The organism is Leptospira sp. WS58.C1, from assembly GCF_040833995.1.
Taxonomy (GTDB): domain Bacteria; phylum Spirochaetota; class Leptospiria; order Leptospirales; family Leptospiraceae; genus Leptospira_B; species Leptospira_B cinconiae.
In genome coordinates this window covers 1,651,816-1,666,946 of sequence record NZ_CP162137.1, presented here as the reverse complement: position 1 = coordinate 1,666,946, position 15,131 = coordinate 1,651,816, and the positions used below count along the sequence as shown (strand labels likewise).

Sequence of the window (15,131 nt, the reverse complement as noted above, 5' to 3'; positions counted from 1 at the left end):
TTATTCCGACTCGACTCCTTCCGTATAACCTGCCCTAAACGGACGTTTTCTAAACCTGAATAGACGTATTCTGGAAAGCTGGGAAGAATCTTCCTGACCCAAACTGAAATCCGTTAAAGATATGGAAAAAAATATGGATTGATCATAGAAAGTCACCTGACTCGCTCCGGTTGTACCGCCAGGCACGGACCTTAGATCACTACTTAGACCCAATCTAAAATTCATTGTATGCAGATTGTATTTTAAGACTGCCATCGCACGATTGACGTTCATAGCGGTTGTTTGTCTCGCTTGGGTACCGTTTATTCCGGAACCGTTGATAATATCCTGACCTAAATTTGTAGGATTCATATTCATAGAAGTGAACGGCGAAGTAGGGTCAGTATTCAAAATATATCGTTGATAATAATAATTATCGGTTTGATTTGTATATCTCCAAGGTTCCGTGACTCTAGAATCTATCTCCGCCTCAAACCCGAATTCTCTAGTAATATCTATACTTGCCTTGGCGTAGATCCTATAATTATCCATCATAGAAGCGTAATAGATATGGTACCATGTCCCACCTACTTCCAATTCACGGATATATCTTAGGAAAGGAAGGCGAAATCCCCCCATCTTATAAGAAAGAGTGAAATTATTGGACAAAGGACGATGCAAAGGAGTATGATACACAAAATCGTTATTAAAGAACAAGCCGGTGTAAAAACTTCTTTTTCTTTCCAAAAGAGTTCTCTTTCTTTTGCTGAATCCTTCCAAGAAATCGATGTATCCTGCAAAACGAAAAACGGTATAATACCACCTTTCCTGACTTGTAGGCTGAGGTTGGTATTCGTCCGAAAATGTCCGAAGGTCTCTTATCGTCCTTAGAGAGATTTCAAAATTTTCCAAAGCATAACTTTCTAAAGAAAATTCCATCTCATGTTGTCGGTTTTTCATGAGAATTGGATCTTGTAAGTCCGGCTTCTCCGCTTCTAACTTACGATACGTAGTATTAAAGAATAGGATCGGAGCACCGATTCTTAGATTGGTATTTGTCCTGAAATATTGGTAACTGTCCCTGGCTAAACTTCTTTCCAAGGAAGTAAAATTCGTGGAAACGGTATCGGTATTTCCCGCCGGCAACTGAGCGGATTGTTTTTTAGCTCCATAATAAACACTCGGGGCCAAGGACACATAACTTCCAAAGTTCATAGACGTCCTAAAACCGGTTTCCCCCTGTAAATAGTTCTGGGTCCTGAGAAGATTTTCCCTATAATCTCCGTTCGGATTTTCGTAATTTCCATCGGAAGTAGGAATCTTCAATTTTTCCTGCGTCGGAACTCCGTAAAATCTCATCAATGTATTCGTTAAATACACATCCCAATACACGGGAGTCTCAAAATAAGGAAGCCTTGTAATCTCGGAACTATTCTTGATCGTAACGGATGGAAGAACGTCCACCGTAGGAAAATAGCCGGATTTGTTCAAAGGAGAAAGGTTATAGAAGAGCATATTTCTCTTCATATTGATATTTACCGAAAGATCTCCCCTATTCTCGGTATAGTCCAATTTCCATTCCAAATTATTGCGAATATAACCGTAACGAACGTCTCGAAAAGTATACAATGACTGCAAACTATTGCTTGGCTGGTATCTATTTCCGTATTCGTATTCGAATAAACGGTTCGTAAAATTCTCATATTGAACGGATAAGTTTCTAGTAACGTCCTTCTCCGTGTTATTCATTTTAGAATTTAAGAATATTCGACCCTTCCACCATGGATCTTTATCTTCTCCTATATTCGGGATATTGGTTCCCCAATAATTCCCCTTATCCACCTGGTTTGTGACTGCGCTTGTGCCGAGACCGTAATTGGCAAATCTATCCTCGAAACCGGAAGTGATCTGGTAAGCTTTATGGTTTGCATAACCGATATCTATTAAATAGTTGAGATGTGTGCTTTGCTTCCACATCTCCATTTGAAAGGCTTGCCCCGTTTTTTCATAAAAGTCCGCTCGGAATTTATATCCCATAGGAGTCCAGGACCAAGTTGGGATCGTAGACCATTGTAAAGAGTTCTGAATGAATAATCCTTGGGTATTATTTTTACCCGCTTGAGTAGTCCAACCGTTGCCTAAATTATTATTATAGAAGAATGGAAGCCAGAATACAGTAGTACCTCCGACTTGGAATTTAACGTTAGTTCCTATAACCGTCCGATCCTGGTATAGCACCACCTTATCCACTTTAAAAGAATAATGAGGCTTCTCCGCGTTACATGATGTGAAGTATCCCATTTCCAACATGTAACGTTTATCATCTAATTTTTTTACCTTCTCCCCGAAAAAGTAGGCGGGAGCAACCGTTCCTTTGGTATTATAGACCACACCCTTATCCAATCTATAGTCATAAATGAATTTATCTCCGGTGATCTTTGCCCTTCCATCCTCGTATTTGATCCCGCCTTCCGCATAGACCTCTTGGCGGTCCGAATCCACGGAAATTGTCTCCGCTTCCAAACTTCCGCTCTTCAATTTAATACGAACCCGACCTCGTAAGACCAAAACCCCGCCCTTGGTCTGATCCACTCGCATAAGTTCGCCTTCTGCGGCGTTTTCGATTACCATAGGTAGATCTTTTTTAGCAGTTCCGGCTAACGCGGAAAAATCGGGCTTATTGTCTTCCTTTTCCCCTAAAGCGGCTTTTAATCTTTTACGTCTGGTATAGATCGAACCTTCCCTGGAAAGACCTAGGTTTTCCAACTGCTCGTCGACTTCCCTTTCACTTAGGACTTCGATGGATCTATTTAAAAGGCGGTTTCTAGTCTTAACGACTGATCTTTGGGTATCGTCTTCCGAGTTCGTATCACCCGCCTGCCCCCTAGGGCCTAGGTCGACCGGTTGCCCCCATATTAGGTTAGGCAAAAAAAGTAAAAATAGACAATTTCGGATCCAGGGGCGCATTCCGATCTAAGCCACACTATCGTGTTGGGTCAGCCCTGCATCACTATTTTATAGAAGGTAAGCACTGAGATCCCAAGAAGTATCCGATACCAACCGAACCCGTTAAAGGAATGAGTCCGCAAATATCTTAAAAACCATTTGATCACTAAAAAACAAAGTAGGAAGGAAAGAACAAAACCCAAGCTTAGGATCGGGAGATTCTCCCAATTTAACACCGCCCTATGTTTGAATAATTTATAGGCACCCGCTAAGAACAAAACCGGAACCGCTACGAAGAAGGAAAACTCCGCGGAACTTCTGGTATCCTTTCCTAAAAATCTGGCGGTAACGATAGTCGCTCCGGATCTAGAAACACCCGGTATCAAAGCTAAACATTGGAAGATACCGATCACTACTGCGTCCTGTATCCCGATAGGCTCGCTTGTTTTTATCTTTTCTCTTTTTTTGAACCAAAACTCTGAGGCTAAGATCAGGATTCCTCCTATAAACCAAGCCCATCCTAAAATCGCCAAGATGTCTTCTCTACCCTTAATCTTATCCAAAAACCCTCTGAACAAGAATCCCGCAGCCATAATCGGTAAAAATCCGATCGTAACTTTGGTTAAAAAAAGGAATCCTTCCTTGTTATCTTCTTTGCGGAGAAGGTAACGTACTGCCAATCTTCCCTGTTCTAAAAACTTCACACGGTATATAACAAGAACCGAAAGGATAGCACCACTCTGGATGAATATATCGAATAAGTCGTCGAAATCCGCTCCCTCCGAAAAAGGATAGAAGTTCGAGAATAAGAAAAGGTGCCCTGTGGAGGACACCGGTAAAAATTCCGTAATCGCTTCAATTACGCTACGGAAGATTGCGTTTAGATATGAATTCAAATCGTTGAAAAAATTCTTTTTTACTTAGTAGATTCCGGCGCCGGCGTAGGATTACTAGCCTCCGGTGCCTTGGTCTCCTCAGCCTTAGAACCTTCTTCCTTGTTCAGTTCAGGAAAGCTGAACTCTTTATCCAGATATTTTTCCAGATCGAACTTATCGTTATGTTTGATCGCGACAGTTTCCTTAATTCTATCCAGAACGGACTTGTAAACTTCTTCGGATTTTCTTCCCTTGATCTGAGCTCTTGCAGCATCGTAACATTGTTCCAAAGTTAAGGACTCTGCTTGTTTGTATTTAGCACGAAGTTCTTGGCAACCTTCGTTCAATTCCTGCTCGGTGATCTTAATTCTGGACTCGATCTGCTCGGCTATATACATTCCGTAGATCAACTGCATCTCTTGGAACTTTAAGATTTCTTTAATATCGGATCTTTTGCTGAAACCACTTTTGTCTGCGGCGGCTTTTACTACCATCATCTCGTGATAACGATCGAAAAACTTTCTTTTTCTGAACTCGTTCCTAAGCTGCAGAAAGCTTTGTGGAACTTTACTTTCTTCTTCGGTCAAAAATTTGATTACGTTCTTTTTTTCGATATTTTGAGTGCGGCTTAAAGTATCCAATGCGGTGTCAAAAGCGCTTTCAAAACCTGCAGTAGTGATCTTATTACCGTCGATGGACTCGATGACAGGAGTCCCGTCCCCGCAATATGCGAAAGAGAAAAAAGATAAGAGTAAAGTGAGGGAGAAATATAGCCGTTTCATCTGTGTTGGAATTCCTACGCAAAAAATAGGAGAACCGGGCCTGGCGTCCATTACTTTTTGTCTGGCAACATTTCCGTTAAGAAGTAAACAAGTTTCACAAGTTTGTCCTTTTGGTTGGCTTTCCCGGGAACATATATAAGAACATTCGGTTCTCTAGGATTCATAGTAAGACCCATCCGCGCGGAAATCAAGTTTACGATTTTGTCATAACTGCCGAGGAAATGTGTTCCTAATTTTAGGCGGATTTCCTCCCCTAACTCGGATACGGATTCGAAACCTAAAACCGAAGCGAGGGTACGGATTTTTTCCAACATAAGAAAAGTTTTTGCCTCTTCCGGAGGTTCACCGAAACGGTCGGTCATTTCCCTGGTGACTTCTTCAATTTCATCCAGATCTCTTGCGCCTTCAAATCGTTTATAAAATTCTATTTTCTGTCTTGTGTCCGGAATGTACGACTCAGGAATGAAGAAGTTGGAATCCAAATTGATAGCGGTCCGCACTTCGATCTTAACTTCTTCTCCTTTGATCCTCGCAATTGCTTCTTCCAACATCTGCACATACAGATCGAAGCCCACTTCCATAATATCGCCGGACTGTTCTTTGCCTAAAAGGTTTCCCGCACCTCGGATCTCCAAGTCTCTCATTGCGACCTTGAATCCGGAACCGAGTTCTTGGTATTCGTAGATCGTGTTCAGACGTTTTTCCGCATCTTCCGTCACCACTCTATCCTTAGGAAGAAGAAGGTAGGCGAATGCTTTTCTGTCGCTTCTTCCCACTCTGCCTCGGATCTGATACAATTGGGAAAGTCCGAACAGATCCGCTCTTTTTACGATCAGAGTATTCACATTCGGGATATCTATTCCGGATTCAATAATGGTAGTTGTGACCAAAATATCGAATTTACGAGCGTAAAAATCCACGAGAGTTTCTTCGATCTCATCCTCGGTCATTTGTCCGTGAAGCACCCCGATGGAAGCCTCCGGCACGATCTCGTTTAATTTTTTAGTCTCTTGTTCGATGGATTCTACTCTATTATAAAGATAGAATACTTGTCCCTCTCTGGCAAGTTCCGTGCGGATCGCATCTCTTAAGACATCCTCGTCCTCTTCGATCACATAGGTTTCCACACTTTGTCTGTTTTTAGGAGGGGTCGCTATGATAGAAAGTTCCCGGATCCCGGTTAAAGCCATATGAAGAGTTCGGGGTATCGGAGTCGCGGTCAAGGTCAGAACATCCACAAGATTTTTAATTTTCTTAATGGATTCCTTATGGTTCACTCCGAACCTTTGTTCTTCGTCTATGATTAGAAGTCCCAGATTTTTAGGTTGGACGGAATTTGCAAGGACCGCATGGGTTCCTATCAGCATATCCACTTTTCCGGAGGAAAAACGTTTCAGAACATCACGAGTTTCCGCAGCAGTCCTAAGCCGAGAGACTAATTCCACAGTGATCGGATAGTTCTCGAATCTTTTCTTCATATTATTATAATGTTGTAAAGCGAGGATCGTGGTAGGTGCAAGCATCAGGATCTGTTTGCCTGCCATTGCCACCTTGAATGCCGCCCGGATGGCAACTTCCGTTTTTCCGTAACCCACATCTCCGCAGATCAATCGATCCATAGGTCTTGCGGACTCTAGATCTTTTTTAACGGCTTCTATCGCTTCTATTTGATCCGGAGTTTCCTCGTATTCGAATTCCGCTTCGAACTCCTCCTGGTAGATCGTATCCGGAGGGAAAGCATATCCCTGAAGTTTGATCCTGTTGGAATACATATGAACCAGATCTTCCGCGAGACCCTCGACCGCTTTTTGAACACGATCTTTTGTTTTTTTCCAGGTGCTTTTCCCTAAACTATCTAGTCTTGGCCTTTCGGTTCCGCCTACGAATCTTTGGACGAGAGAGATCTGGTCCAAAGGAACGAATAACGTGTCACCGCCGTAATATTCTAATTTTAAAAAATCCCTCTCTTTTCCGCCGGCATTGACCCTTTCTATTTTGAGGAATTTTCCGACTCCATGATTTACATGCACCACGAAGTCCCCTTCCTTCAGATCCAGGAAACTTTGGATGGCCTTGCTACTTTGTTTTTTGAATCTTGTCTTACGTTTGTATTCCCTACCGAATACGTCGTTCTCCGATAAGAACAGAAGTTTCTCCTCTTCCCATACAAAACCGTTCCGTATTTCGGAAACTGCAAGATAGACTTCTTCCTTGGATTTATTAGGAAGAAGGATCGGCTCGGGCTCGGTTGCTTCCGGATTTAATAAACGAATTCCTTCCGATTCAAAAAGTCCTAAAAGTCTTTGTGTTTGGGCCTCGAATGAAGAAGTAAGAATGATCCTCCACCCGCCTTCCGTTTTTAATTCCCCGATTTTTTCCCGGACCTCTCTGATCTTCCCCTTAAAAGAAGGTGCCTGATGTAAAGGACAAACCAGATCTTCCGGTTTACCTGGTGGAAGTTGAGTAAATTTAATACCGCTTACATTTTCTAAAAGTTCGGATTCTTCCTTATCTCTTAAAAGAAAAGAAGGAGGAGCACATAAGATCTCTTTACTTCTTTTTTCGTAAAGTGCATCGTATTCTCTCAAAAGATGGGAATATCTTTCTTTTACTCCGTTCGGATCGGGAAAGATCAATCCGGGTTTTGATTTAAAAAAAGATAATATTCCCTTATTCTCCCGGACCATAGGAATAAGTTCCTCGTAATAGGTCCCGCCTGAATCGTCCGGGATCTCAGGTAAATGCAAAGACTTATCCGCATTCGTAATAAGATTTCGATATTGTTCTTTTTGGGAATCCGTTAGAATAAACTCGTCTGCAGGAAGTAAAAACGCCTCTTCCAAATTTTCCAACGACCTTTGCGTTTCCGGATCGAATGTGCGAATGGATTCCACCTCGTCCCCGAAAAAATCGATCCGGATCGGATCCGCGGAAAAGGAGGAAAACACATCCAGGATCCCGCCCTTCAAACTGAACTCGCCGAATGCCTGGCACATGTCCACTCGATGATAGCCTAAACGGACAAGTTCTCTCATTAAGTTTTCGGGTTCGATCTCTTGGTTTATTTTTACCGACAAGGATCTTTCTTTCAGAGCGGAAGCTTCCGGAAGAGTTTTTAAAAAACCGGAAACGGACGTGAATACTAAAACTTTTTCCCCCGACAATATACGAGCGAGAGCCTGTATCCTCTCTCTTTTCATTTCCTGAGGATAACGCATGTATTCGTAAGGTAAAACTTCCTGGCCCGGAAGATAACAAACCTGATCCGGCTCTAGATAACTTAAACTTTCTCTAAATAAAAACTCGGATTCGGTATTTGTAGGAGAGATTACGATCTTAGAATTCTTTTGAGACTGGAAAATAACGGAAGAAAGAAGAGAATGCACCGAACCAGGAACGGAAGAAACTTTAATATTCTCCTTTGCGGAAGAAAAAAGATCTTCCAAAGATTTTTTCCAATCGCCCTGAATGGAAACCGATTTAGCCATATTCTATTAAGATACCTTAACGGTTAAATTATCGATCAATCTAACCTGACCCAAAAAGGCGGCAACGGCAAGAAGCACTTCCCCTTTTAGAATAGGAAGTTCTTCTAATGTATTTGCGTCCAAAACTTCCAAATAATCCGTTTGTATTTTAGAAGAAGAATCCAGAACATCCCTCATAACAGTCAGAACTTCGGAAGGATCTTTTTCTCCCTGTTTGATCAGGCTCTCTCCCAAACGTAATGCGCGGATGAGTAATAACGCTTCTTCTTTTTCCGAATCGATCAAACGTGCATTTCTAGAACTTAATGCCAAACCTTCCGCAGAGCGAACCGTATCCACTCCAATAATCTCCATTGGAAAACCGAGGGCTTTTACAAAATCTTTTACGATCAAATATTGCTGGTAGTCCTTCTTACCGAAATAAGAACGATCCGCAGGAATTGTATGGAATAAACGGGAAAGTACCAGAAGTACACCTTCAAAATGACCGGGTCGAGTTGTCGCATCCAGATTTTTCATCAAATGAGGAATGCGTAATTCGACTTTCGGAATTCCGCCCGGATACATGGTATCCTTGTCCGGCAAATAAACAAGATCGACTCCGGATGATTTACAAATTTCTAAATCACCTTCGGTATTGACCGGATATTTTACATAATCTTCCGGATCGTTAAATTGTGCGGGATTTACAAAAATAGAAACGACTGTTTTGGAATTTTCGCCGGAAGAGCGGACGAATAGATTCGCATGCCCCTCATGTAAAAAACCCATGGTAGGAGCATAACCCACGGAAAGTTTTTCGGACTTCCAGGAGAGTATTTGGTCTCTGACCTCGTTTGGATCTTTGGATACGATCATGGTTTGCCGTTTTGAGAAAGTCTTACCTTCACTGAATTTCCATGTTCCTCATCCAAACCTTCGAATTCGGAGAGGGCTTTTACATACGGATATAAACTTTCCAAAGAGTCCCTAGTCACTTCCTGATAGGTCACTCTTTTTAAAAACGTAAGAACTCCTAAGGAAGAAAAGATCCTACTCCCCCCTGCCGTCGGAAGGATATGATTTGTGCCGCTGATATAATCCCCCATAGCCACAGGAGAATAAGGGCCCAAGAAGACGGAACCGGCATGTTTGACCTTTTTGAATAATTCCCGATAATTTCTGGTTTGGATCTCCAAATGTTCCGGAGCATATAAATTGGAGAAGTTTACACATTCCTCTAAATTCGAAAAAACTAATATCCAACTTTCGTTCTCTATAGAGGCTCTTTTGATAGATTCCCTTTTCGGTCTTTCTTTTAATGCCTTATCGATTTCTTCCGAAACTTTTTTGGCAAATTCCATGGAATCGGTACATAGTATAGCCGCCGAATCTTCTCCATGTTCTGCTTGGGATAGTAGATCTGCCGCTACCCAATTCGGATTTGCGAAAATATCCGCGATCACAAGAACTTCACTCGGACCTGCAGGACTATCGATCCCAATCACACCTTGTCCGCTCAACAGAACTTTAGCAGCGGTCACATATTTGTTGCCAGGCCCGATCACAAATTCGGAACGAGGAATGGTTTCGGTCCCGTACGAGGCGGCTGCAATTCCTTGGGCGCCGCCTACGGTTACGATCGCGTCGGCACCGGCAATTTTAGCGGCAGCATACAATCCGTCCGGAATCCCTTCTTTTTGGGGAGGTGTGACGATCTGAATATGTTTTACACCGGCGATCTTTGCAGGGATGACTCCCATCAGAATGGTGGAAGGATATAATGCTTTTCCACCGGGAGCGTATACGGTCACCGACTCGATTGGAGTATAACGAATTCCTAATGTATTTCCGGAGACATTCACATCCAGGTCGGCAGGTATTTGGGCCTTATGGAATGTTTCAATATTCTCCTTAGCTTTTTCCAATGCGGAAACCAACTCCGGGTCCGCTTTTCCTTTCCATTCTGAAACAGGATATACCAATTTTTCAGGTTTTAACCCGTCGAATTTTTGGGTGAGCTCATAGACTGCCTTATCCCCGCCCACTCTCACCTGATCCAAAATGGGACGTACCAGGGCCAAAGTATCGTTTAAGTCCTGCTTTGCTCTCTGGAGAATGGGTTCTAAGGAAAAATCCAACCCTACTTCCCTGATACGAATGCTCATACGGACATTTTTTTTCTTTGCCCGGACTTAGCATCCCGAAAATCCTGGGAACTCCTGAACATATATGAAAGTTTTCTGTCTGAACTGCAATGGAATCCGATCCGCCTGGGGCAAAGGCCTTGGGGATGTCATCACCACCGAAAAACCAGATTTTGTCTGCTTCCAAGAAACAAAAGCACAACCGGACCAACTCAGTTCTGAAATTTGGGAAAAACTGGGATACAAGGCATACTTCCATTCTGCGGAAAAGAAGGGATATTCCGGAGTTTCCCTTTGGACGAAACAGGAACCTAAAAAAGTAACGTATGGACTAGGCCTCGATGAATTTGATAAAGAAGGAAGAAGTGTCCTAGCGGAATTCGATTCCTACGCCATCTGGACCGTTTACTTTCCATCCGGAACCACGGGTGATGTGAGACAAGCTGCGAAGATGAGATTCTTGGATGAATTCCTAAAAATTTCCGCAAAGTTAAAAAAGAAACATTCTAACCTGATCCTTTGCGGGGATGTGAATATCGCTCATACCGAAATGGATATACACGATCCGAAAGGAAATGCAAAAAATAGCGGCTTTCTTCCGGAAGAAAGGGCCTGGGTGACTAAATTTCTTTCCACGGGTTGGGTGGACAGTTTTAGGGAATTATATCCGAGTAAGCAGGAATACACTTGGTGGACATTTCGAGCGGGAGCAAGAGGGAATAACAAAGGATGGAGAATCGATTACTTTTTCGTGACTCCGGAACTCAAATCCAAACTGAAAAACCTTACAGTCAAAAAAGATCCGATCCTTTCCGATCATGCAGCGATGATCTTAGAAGTGGATCTTCCTAAAAAATAAGGATCACTTTTTTTTAGGAAGAGTTAGATCTATCTTTGGAAGATTTTTCTTTAAAAATTCTGAAAGTTCCGATTCGAATACCAAAACAGTATCCGTGATCCTTTCGGAAGATTTAGATTTCACAACTCTCTTATCCAAAAGTTTTCCAGAAAACAATAAGGGTTCCTTCCAAAACGGAACGCGGATCTCGATCACAGCGTCGCTACCCTCAGGATCGGGATGAAAACGATCTAAGGTAAAGCTAAGCGCCGTGCCTTCGATGCCCTCCCAAGTTGCTTGGAAGTCCCCGGAAGAAGAATGCACCTGCACCGGAACCTTCACGGTTTCAAAAAACCTGTTTTTGAATTCCTGTACTATTTTATCCAATATAACCATTTCTATCTCTATATATCGTTTAGTAAGTTATAAGACTTAGTGCGATGCAAACAAATTTCCAATTTTGGAAAAAAAATGCAGGAGATTCATTACAATTCGGGAAAAAAAGAGGAAATAAGACCCCAATCCGGCCTAAACCCAAGGGTTTATTCTTTATAGACAGTACTTCTATTTCGTCCGCCTTCTTTGGATTTATAGAGAGCCTTATCCGCCTCTTCTAAAAACTTTTTACTTTCTTTATCTTTTCCGGACATACGAGTGCTGATCCCGATACTTACGGACACGAACTCGGAAGTTGGGGAACCTTCATGGGGGATCTTCAATTCTTGCACGCGAGTCCGAATATTTTCAGCAACGATAAGAGCCTTTTCAGAATCCGTTTCCGGCAAGATCACGGCAAACTCTTCTCCGCCGTAACGAGCAGGAAAATCTCCCGCTCGCCTCGCAGTATTTTTTAGGACCCCCGCAACCTGACGAATACATTCATCACCCGCTTGGTGGCCGTAGGTATCGTTAAACTTTTTAAAATAATCTATATCCAGTAAAAGTAACGAGATAGGTTTTTCGGAACGGCAGGCTCTTTTCCACTCGACTTCCAATATCTCGTCAAAAAATCTTCTGTTCCAAATTCCGGAAAGACCATCCGTCCTAGAAACCCTGAGCAAAGTTTGGTACGCTTCCGAAAGTTTATCCGTGATCTCTTCCAGATCTCTTTCTCGTTGTTTTCTTTGAAGCATCTCATGCCGAAGTCTCAGAGTAGAACGGACCCTTGCTCTAAGCTCATGAGCATCAAAAGGTTTCGTAACGTAATCGATTGCACCTAATTCAAATGCTGATTCTAAAGTTTGGGTATCGTGGATCGCAGTGATGATAATAACGGGTAGATCCGAAAATTCTTCTTTAGAACCTAAGCTGCGAAGAATGTCCAAGCCGTTCATTCCTCCCGGAAGAAGAATGTCTAAAAGCAAAAGTGAGATCTCTTTTTTGTTTTCCGGGTTTCCTTGCAGACCTAACCATTCCAATGCGGTCTCAGGAGATTGAGTGGAAATCACATTTCCGTATCCTGCTTTTTTAAGGATCCTCTCCACCAAAAAGCAGTTTTCGGGAGCATCGTCCAGAATAAGAATTGTATCCGATTCTCCGATCGCTGCAAATAAGTCGCTTTTTTCTTTCGCGGGTCCGAACATTTTAACCGGTTTAATTCATCCGACGAGTCATTTCAGTTTGAGCAACTTTAGCGGGAAGAATTTTCCAAACCTATTCCAAAAGTTCCGAAAAGAAAGCGGTTTTTTTTGCGGATTTCAACCTATTTTAGGCGACGAAAACCGGATTCTTAGATAATTTAGAGAGCCAAGGGAGGTTCCTTTGGAACAGAAAATATCTAGAAAACAAATCCTTGGCTTGGGCGCAACAACTATGGCCTTACTCGCAAGTTCTTCCATGTTAGGACATGACCACGGCGATAAAAAAACTTCTAAAAAGAAGAAGGCCGAAAAAATTTCCGTTCCCGGCTCCGCGATCGAAGCTTCCTCCGCCTGTATATTAAAAGGTAGAGTCTGCATCAATATGTGTGTGGATATGCTGGCTGAAGGCCATAAAGAAATGGCGGATTGCCTCAGATCGGTCGAAGAGACCGTTGCGTTATGCGATGCGTTTGTTGTGTTGTCTTCTTTGGGTTCCTCTTCTACCAAAAAATTAGCGTCTATCTGTTTGGAGTCCTGTGAAAGATGTGCCGCTCAATGTGATAAACACGCGGATCACCACGATGAATGTAAATCATGTTCGGAAGCTTGCAAGGCTTGTATTTCCGAATTCAAAAAACTACTGGCCGCTTAATACGCAAACTCGATCTGGAATCGGGTTCCCGGAGCTGCAGTATTGATGTCCAATTTTGCCTTCAACTGTTTGGATAAGATCCGTATCAATTGTAATCCTAAGGTTTCTTTGGCTTCTATCTGTGGATAATCCGGGATCCCCTTTCCATCGTCCCCCACTTCCAAATAGAAAATCCCATTTCGGGATTTCGCTGTAATATAAAACTGTCCCTGTTTTTTTTCAGAATAGGCATACTTAATGGAATTTGTAGCGATCTCATTGATTATCATTCCGATGGGAAGCGCCTTTTCGACTGCTAAACTTAAGTTCCCTACGTCAACGATCCTACCGATCTCCGAACCTATCCCGTATACATTCCAAAGATTATCCAATAACTTATCCACATAAGAACCGAGACCGATCTCTGCCAGGTTTTTGGAATTATAAAGTTCATTATGAACCAAGGACATGGAGTATATCCTACTCTCCGTATCCCTAAGTTCCCTGGTGACTTCCTTGTTCTTAGCATAATTTGCCTGCAAATTTAGAAGACTCGCCATGATCTGTAGATTATTTTTGACCCTATGATGGATCTCCTGAAGAAGCGCTTCCTTATCTCTCAGAGATTGTATTAGATTATCTTCCGACTGTTTCCATTTTGTCATGTCCACAAGGATCGCGAGAACAGATTCTTTTCCCTCTAATCGGAATTTATAGGAAGTGATCTCCATTAGGAGTGGAGTTCCCTCCTTGGATCTATGAATATGTGTTTCCGGAATATTTTTACCGTTATGCAAGGCGAGATACTGTCTTTGTTCACCGGAAGAAGTACCCATAAATAGATCCGAAAATTTCATACGAAGTAGTTCTTCCCGATCAAATCCGTAAATTCTTTCCGCTTCCTGGTTTAGATCCAAAATACTTTCACAATCATAACTGTATAAAACGATTGGATGCGGATTATGTTCGAAGATCAGTCTGTATTTTTTTTCATTCTCTTTAATGAGGAATGCCTGCTCTTCCAGCTTGGTCAACATGTCCTGTCTTTCGATCGCGTATATGATGGATCTAAAAAGAAGATAAGAATCGAATTTTCCCTTAATGAGATAATCCTGACCTCCCGATTGTAATGCCTCCATGGCGACAGTTTCGTCTTGGGTCCCGGAACAGATCACGATAGGAATCTTTGGAAAGGATTTTTTAATAGCCTCGAAACCGTCTAAACCAAAACTATCAGGCAGGGTAAGATCCAGAAGAATACAATCTATCTCTTCTCCCGATTCATTTAGTATCTCCAATGCGTCCGCCACTGTCGGAGAATGTTTCAAACGAATTCCGGAAGGATCCGCTTCTTTTAAGAAAATTTCGAACAAACGAGAATCGTCTTCGTTGTCCTCCACTATTAATATTTGTTTCATCCTGACGGACATAACTTTTGCATTCATCTCGGAGGCAACCTTGAAGTTTTGAACCAATAGATACGTAATGTATCCATTGCTTCCAAAAAATTATCGTATTCCACCGGTTTCTGTATATATGAGTTCGCATGTAAATTGTATGTGGCAATAATGTCCCTTTCCGATCCTGAAGTAGTCAAAACGACAACGGGTATACTTTTATATTCAGGATCCGATTTGAGTTCTTCCAAAACTTCCAAGCCGTTCTTTTTAGGAAGGTTCAGATCTAGTAGGATGAGATCTGGGCGTTTTGCTCCCACGAAATCCCCCTCTCCCCTTACGAAATCGATCGCTTCCTCTCCGTCTTTTGCGACGAATAATCTTTTATCCGATTTCAAGTCGTTTAAAGCCTCTATCGTGAGCCGAACATCCGCCGGATTGTCCTCTACAAGTAGAATATCAAAATATTGTTTAGAAGAAGAATTCATG

The 15,131-nt window shown here is 42.3% G+C and carries 12 protein-coding genes; 2 read left to right on the top strand and 10 right to left on the bottom strand.

Annotated features, from left to right (window positions below):
- Genes AB3N61_RS07465 through hisD form a run of 6 tightly spaced genes read right to left on the bottom strand, consistent with a single transcriptional unit; the run spans position 1 to position 10,217 of the window.
- Positions 1-2,946, bottom strand: coding sequence for an LPS-assembly protein LptD (locus AB3N61_RS07465; RefSeq protein WP_367898935.1), 2,946 nt, complete (start codon positions 2,944-2,946; stop codon positions 1-3).
- Between the two features lie 29 nt (positions 2,947-2,975).
- Positions 2,976-3,821: an undecaprenyl-diphosphate phosphatase gene (locus AB3N61_RS07460; protein WP_036088658.1), complete on the bottom strand. Its 846-nt coding sequence runs from the start codon at positions 3,819-3,821 to the stop codon at positions 2,976-2,978.
- A 20-nt stretch (positions 3,822-3,841) separates the two neighbouring features.
- Positions 3,842-4,582 carry a lipoprotein LipL31 gene (locus AB3N61_RS07455; protein WP_367898934.1) on the bottom strand — a complete coding sequence of 247 codons (741 nt, stop codon included), beginning with the start codon at positions 4,580-4,582 and terminating at the stop codon, positions 3,842-3,844.
- Between the two features lie 50 nt (positions 4,583-4,632).
- Positions 4,633-8,070: a transcription-repair coupling factor gene (mfd, locus tag AB3N61_RS07450; protein ID WP_412758398.1), complete on the bottom strand. Its 3,438-nt coding sequence runs from the start codon at positions 8,068-8,070 to the stop codon at positions 4,633-4,635.
- Between the two features lie 6 nt (positions 8,071-8,076).
- The gene (gene panC / locus AB3N61_RS07445; RefSeq protein WP_020768264.1) at positions 8,077-8,928 is read right to left on the bottom strand and encodes a pantoate--beta-alanine ligase; all 852 of its coding nucleotides are present in this window, start codon (positions 8,926-8,928) and stop codon (positions 8,077-8,079) included.
- A complete protein-coding gene (gene hisD / locus AB3N61_RS07440; protein ID WP_020768328.1) occupies positions 8,925-10,217 on the bottom strand; it encodes a histidinol dehydrogenase in 1,293 nt (430 codons plus the stop codon). The genes panC and hisD overlap by 4 nt, the downstream gene beginning before the upstream one ends.
- 64 nt (positions 10,218-10,281) lie before the next feature.
- Between hisD and AB3N61_RS07435 the strand changes: the two genes are divergently transcribed.
- A complete protein-coding gene (locus AB3N61_RS07435; protein WP_020768159.1) occupies positions 10,282-11,055 on the top strand; it encodes an exodeoxyribonuclease III in 774 nt (257 codons plus the stop codon).
- Between the two features lie 3 nt (positions 11,056-11,058).
- On the opposite strand, the gene AB3N61_RS07430 is transcribed toward AB3N61_RS07435, so the two are convergent.
- The gene (locus AB3N61_RS07430; protein WP_367898933.1) at positions 11,059-11,430 is read right to left on the bottom strand and encodes a hypothetical protein; all 372 of its coding nucleotides are present in this window, start codon (positions 11,428-11,430) and stop codon (positions 11,059-11,061) included.
- Positions 11,431-11,576: 146 nt separating this feature from the next.
- Entirely contained in the window at positions 11,577-12,617 is a 1,041-nt protein-coding gene (locus AB3N61_RS07425; protein ID WP_367898932.1) for a diguanylate cyclase, read from the bottom strand.
- A 178-nt stretch (positions 12,618-12,795) separates the two neighbouring features.
- Between AB3N61_RS07425 and AB3N61_RS07420 the strand changes: the two genes are divergently transcribed.
- On the top strand, positions 12,796-13,266 hold the full coding sequence (locus tag AB3N61_RS07420) for a Csp1 family four helix bundle copper storage protein (RefSeq protein ID WP_020768266.1): 471 nt from the start codon (positions 12,796-12,798) through the stop codon (positions 13,264-13,266).
- Here the strand turns inward: AB3N61_RS07420 and AB3N61_RS07415 are convergent.
- Together AB3N61_RS07415 and AB3N61_RS07410 are read right to left on the bottom strand one after the other, a co-directional pair.
- Positions 13,263-14,690, bottom strand: coding sequence for a histidine kinase dimerization/phosphoacceptor domain -containing protein (locus AB3N61_RS07415; RefSeq protein ID WP_020768018.1), 1,428 nt, complete (start codon positions 14,688-14,690; stop codon positions 13,263-13,265). The two genes, AB3N61_RS07420 and AB3N61_RS07415, sit on opposite strands and share 4 nt — an antisense overlap.
- Positions 14,687-15,130: a response regulator gene (locus tag AB3N61_RS07410; RefSeq protein WP_020768170.1), complete on the bottom strand. Its 444-nt coding sequence runs from the start codon at positions 15,128-15,130 to the stop codon at positions 14,687-14,689. The genes AB3N61_RS07415 and AB3N61_RS07410 overlap by 4 nt, the downstream gene beginning before the upstream one ends.
- Position 15,131 lies beyond the last annotated feature (1 nt).

Excerpts from the sequence above, each read along its gene's own strand:
- AB3N61_RS07465 (WP_367898935.1), bottom strand. The coding sequence starts at position 2,946 with ATGCGCCCCTGGATCCGAAATTGTCTATTTTTACTTTTTTTGCCTAAC.
- AB3N61_RS07455 (WP_367898934.1), bottom strand. The coding sequence starts at position 4,582 with ATGAAACGGCTATATTTCTCCCTCACTTTACTCTTATCTTTTTTCTCT.
- mfd (WP_412758398.1), bottom strand. The coding sequence starts at position 8,070 with ATGGCTAAATCGGTTTCCATTCAGGGCGATTGGAAAAAATCTTTGGAA.
- panC (WP_020768264.1), bottom strand. The coding sequence starts at position 8,928 with ATGATCGTATCCAAAGATCCAAACGAGGTCAGAGACCAAATACTCTCC.
- hisD (WP_020768328.1), bottom strand. The coding sequence starts at position 10,217 with ATGAGCATTCGTATCAGGGAAGTAGGGTTGGATTTTTCCTTAGAACCC.
- AB3N61_RS07435 (WP_020768159.1), top strand. The coding sequence starts at position 10,282 with ATGAAAGTTTTCTGTCTGAACTGCAATGGAATCCGATCCGCCTGGGGC.
- AB3N61_RS07430 (WP_367898933.1), bottom strand. The coding sequence starts at position 11,430 with ATGGTTATATTGGATAAAATAGTACAGGAATTCAAAAACAGGTTTTTT.
- AB3N61_RS07425 (WP_367898932.1), bottom strand. The coding sequence starts at position 12,617 with ATGTTCGGACCCGCGAAAGAAAAAAGCGACTTATTTGCAGCGATCGGA.
- AB3N61_RS07415 (WP_020768018.1), bottom strand. The coding sequence starts at position 14,690 with ATGAATGCAAAAGTTATGTCCGTCAGGATGAAACAAATATTAATAGTG.
- AB3N61_RS07410 (WP_020768170.1), bottom strand. The coding sequence starts at position 15,130 with ATGAATTCTTCTTCTAAACAATATTTTGATATTCTACTTGTAGAGGAC.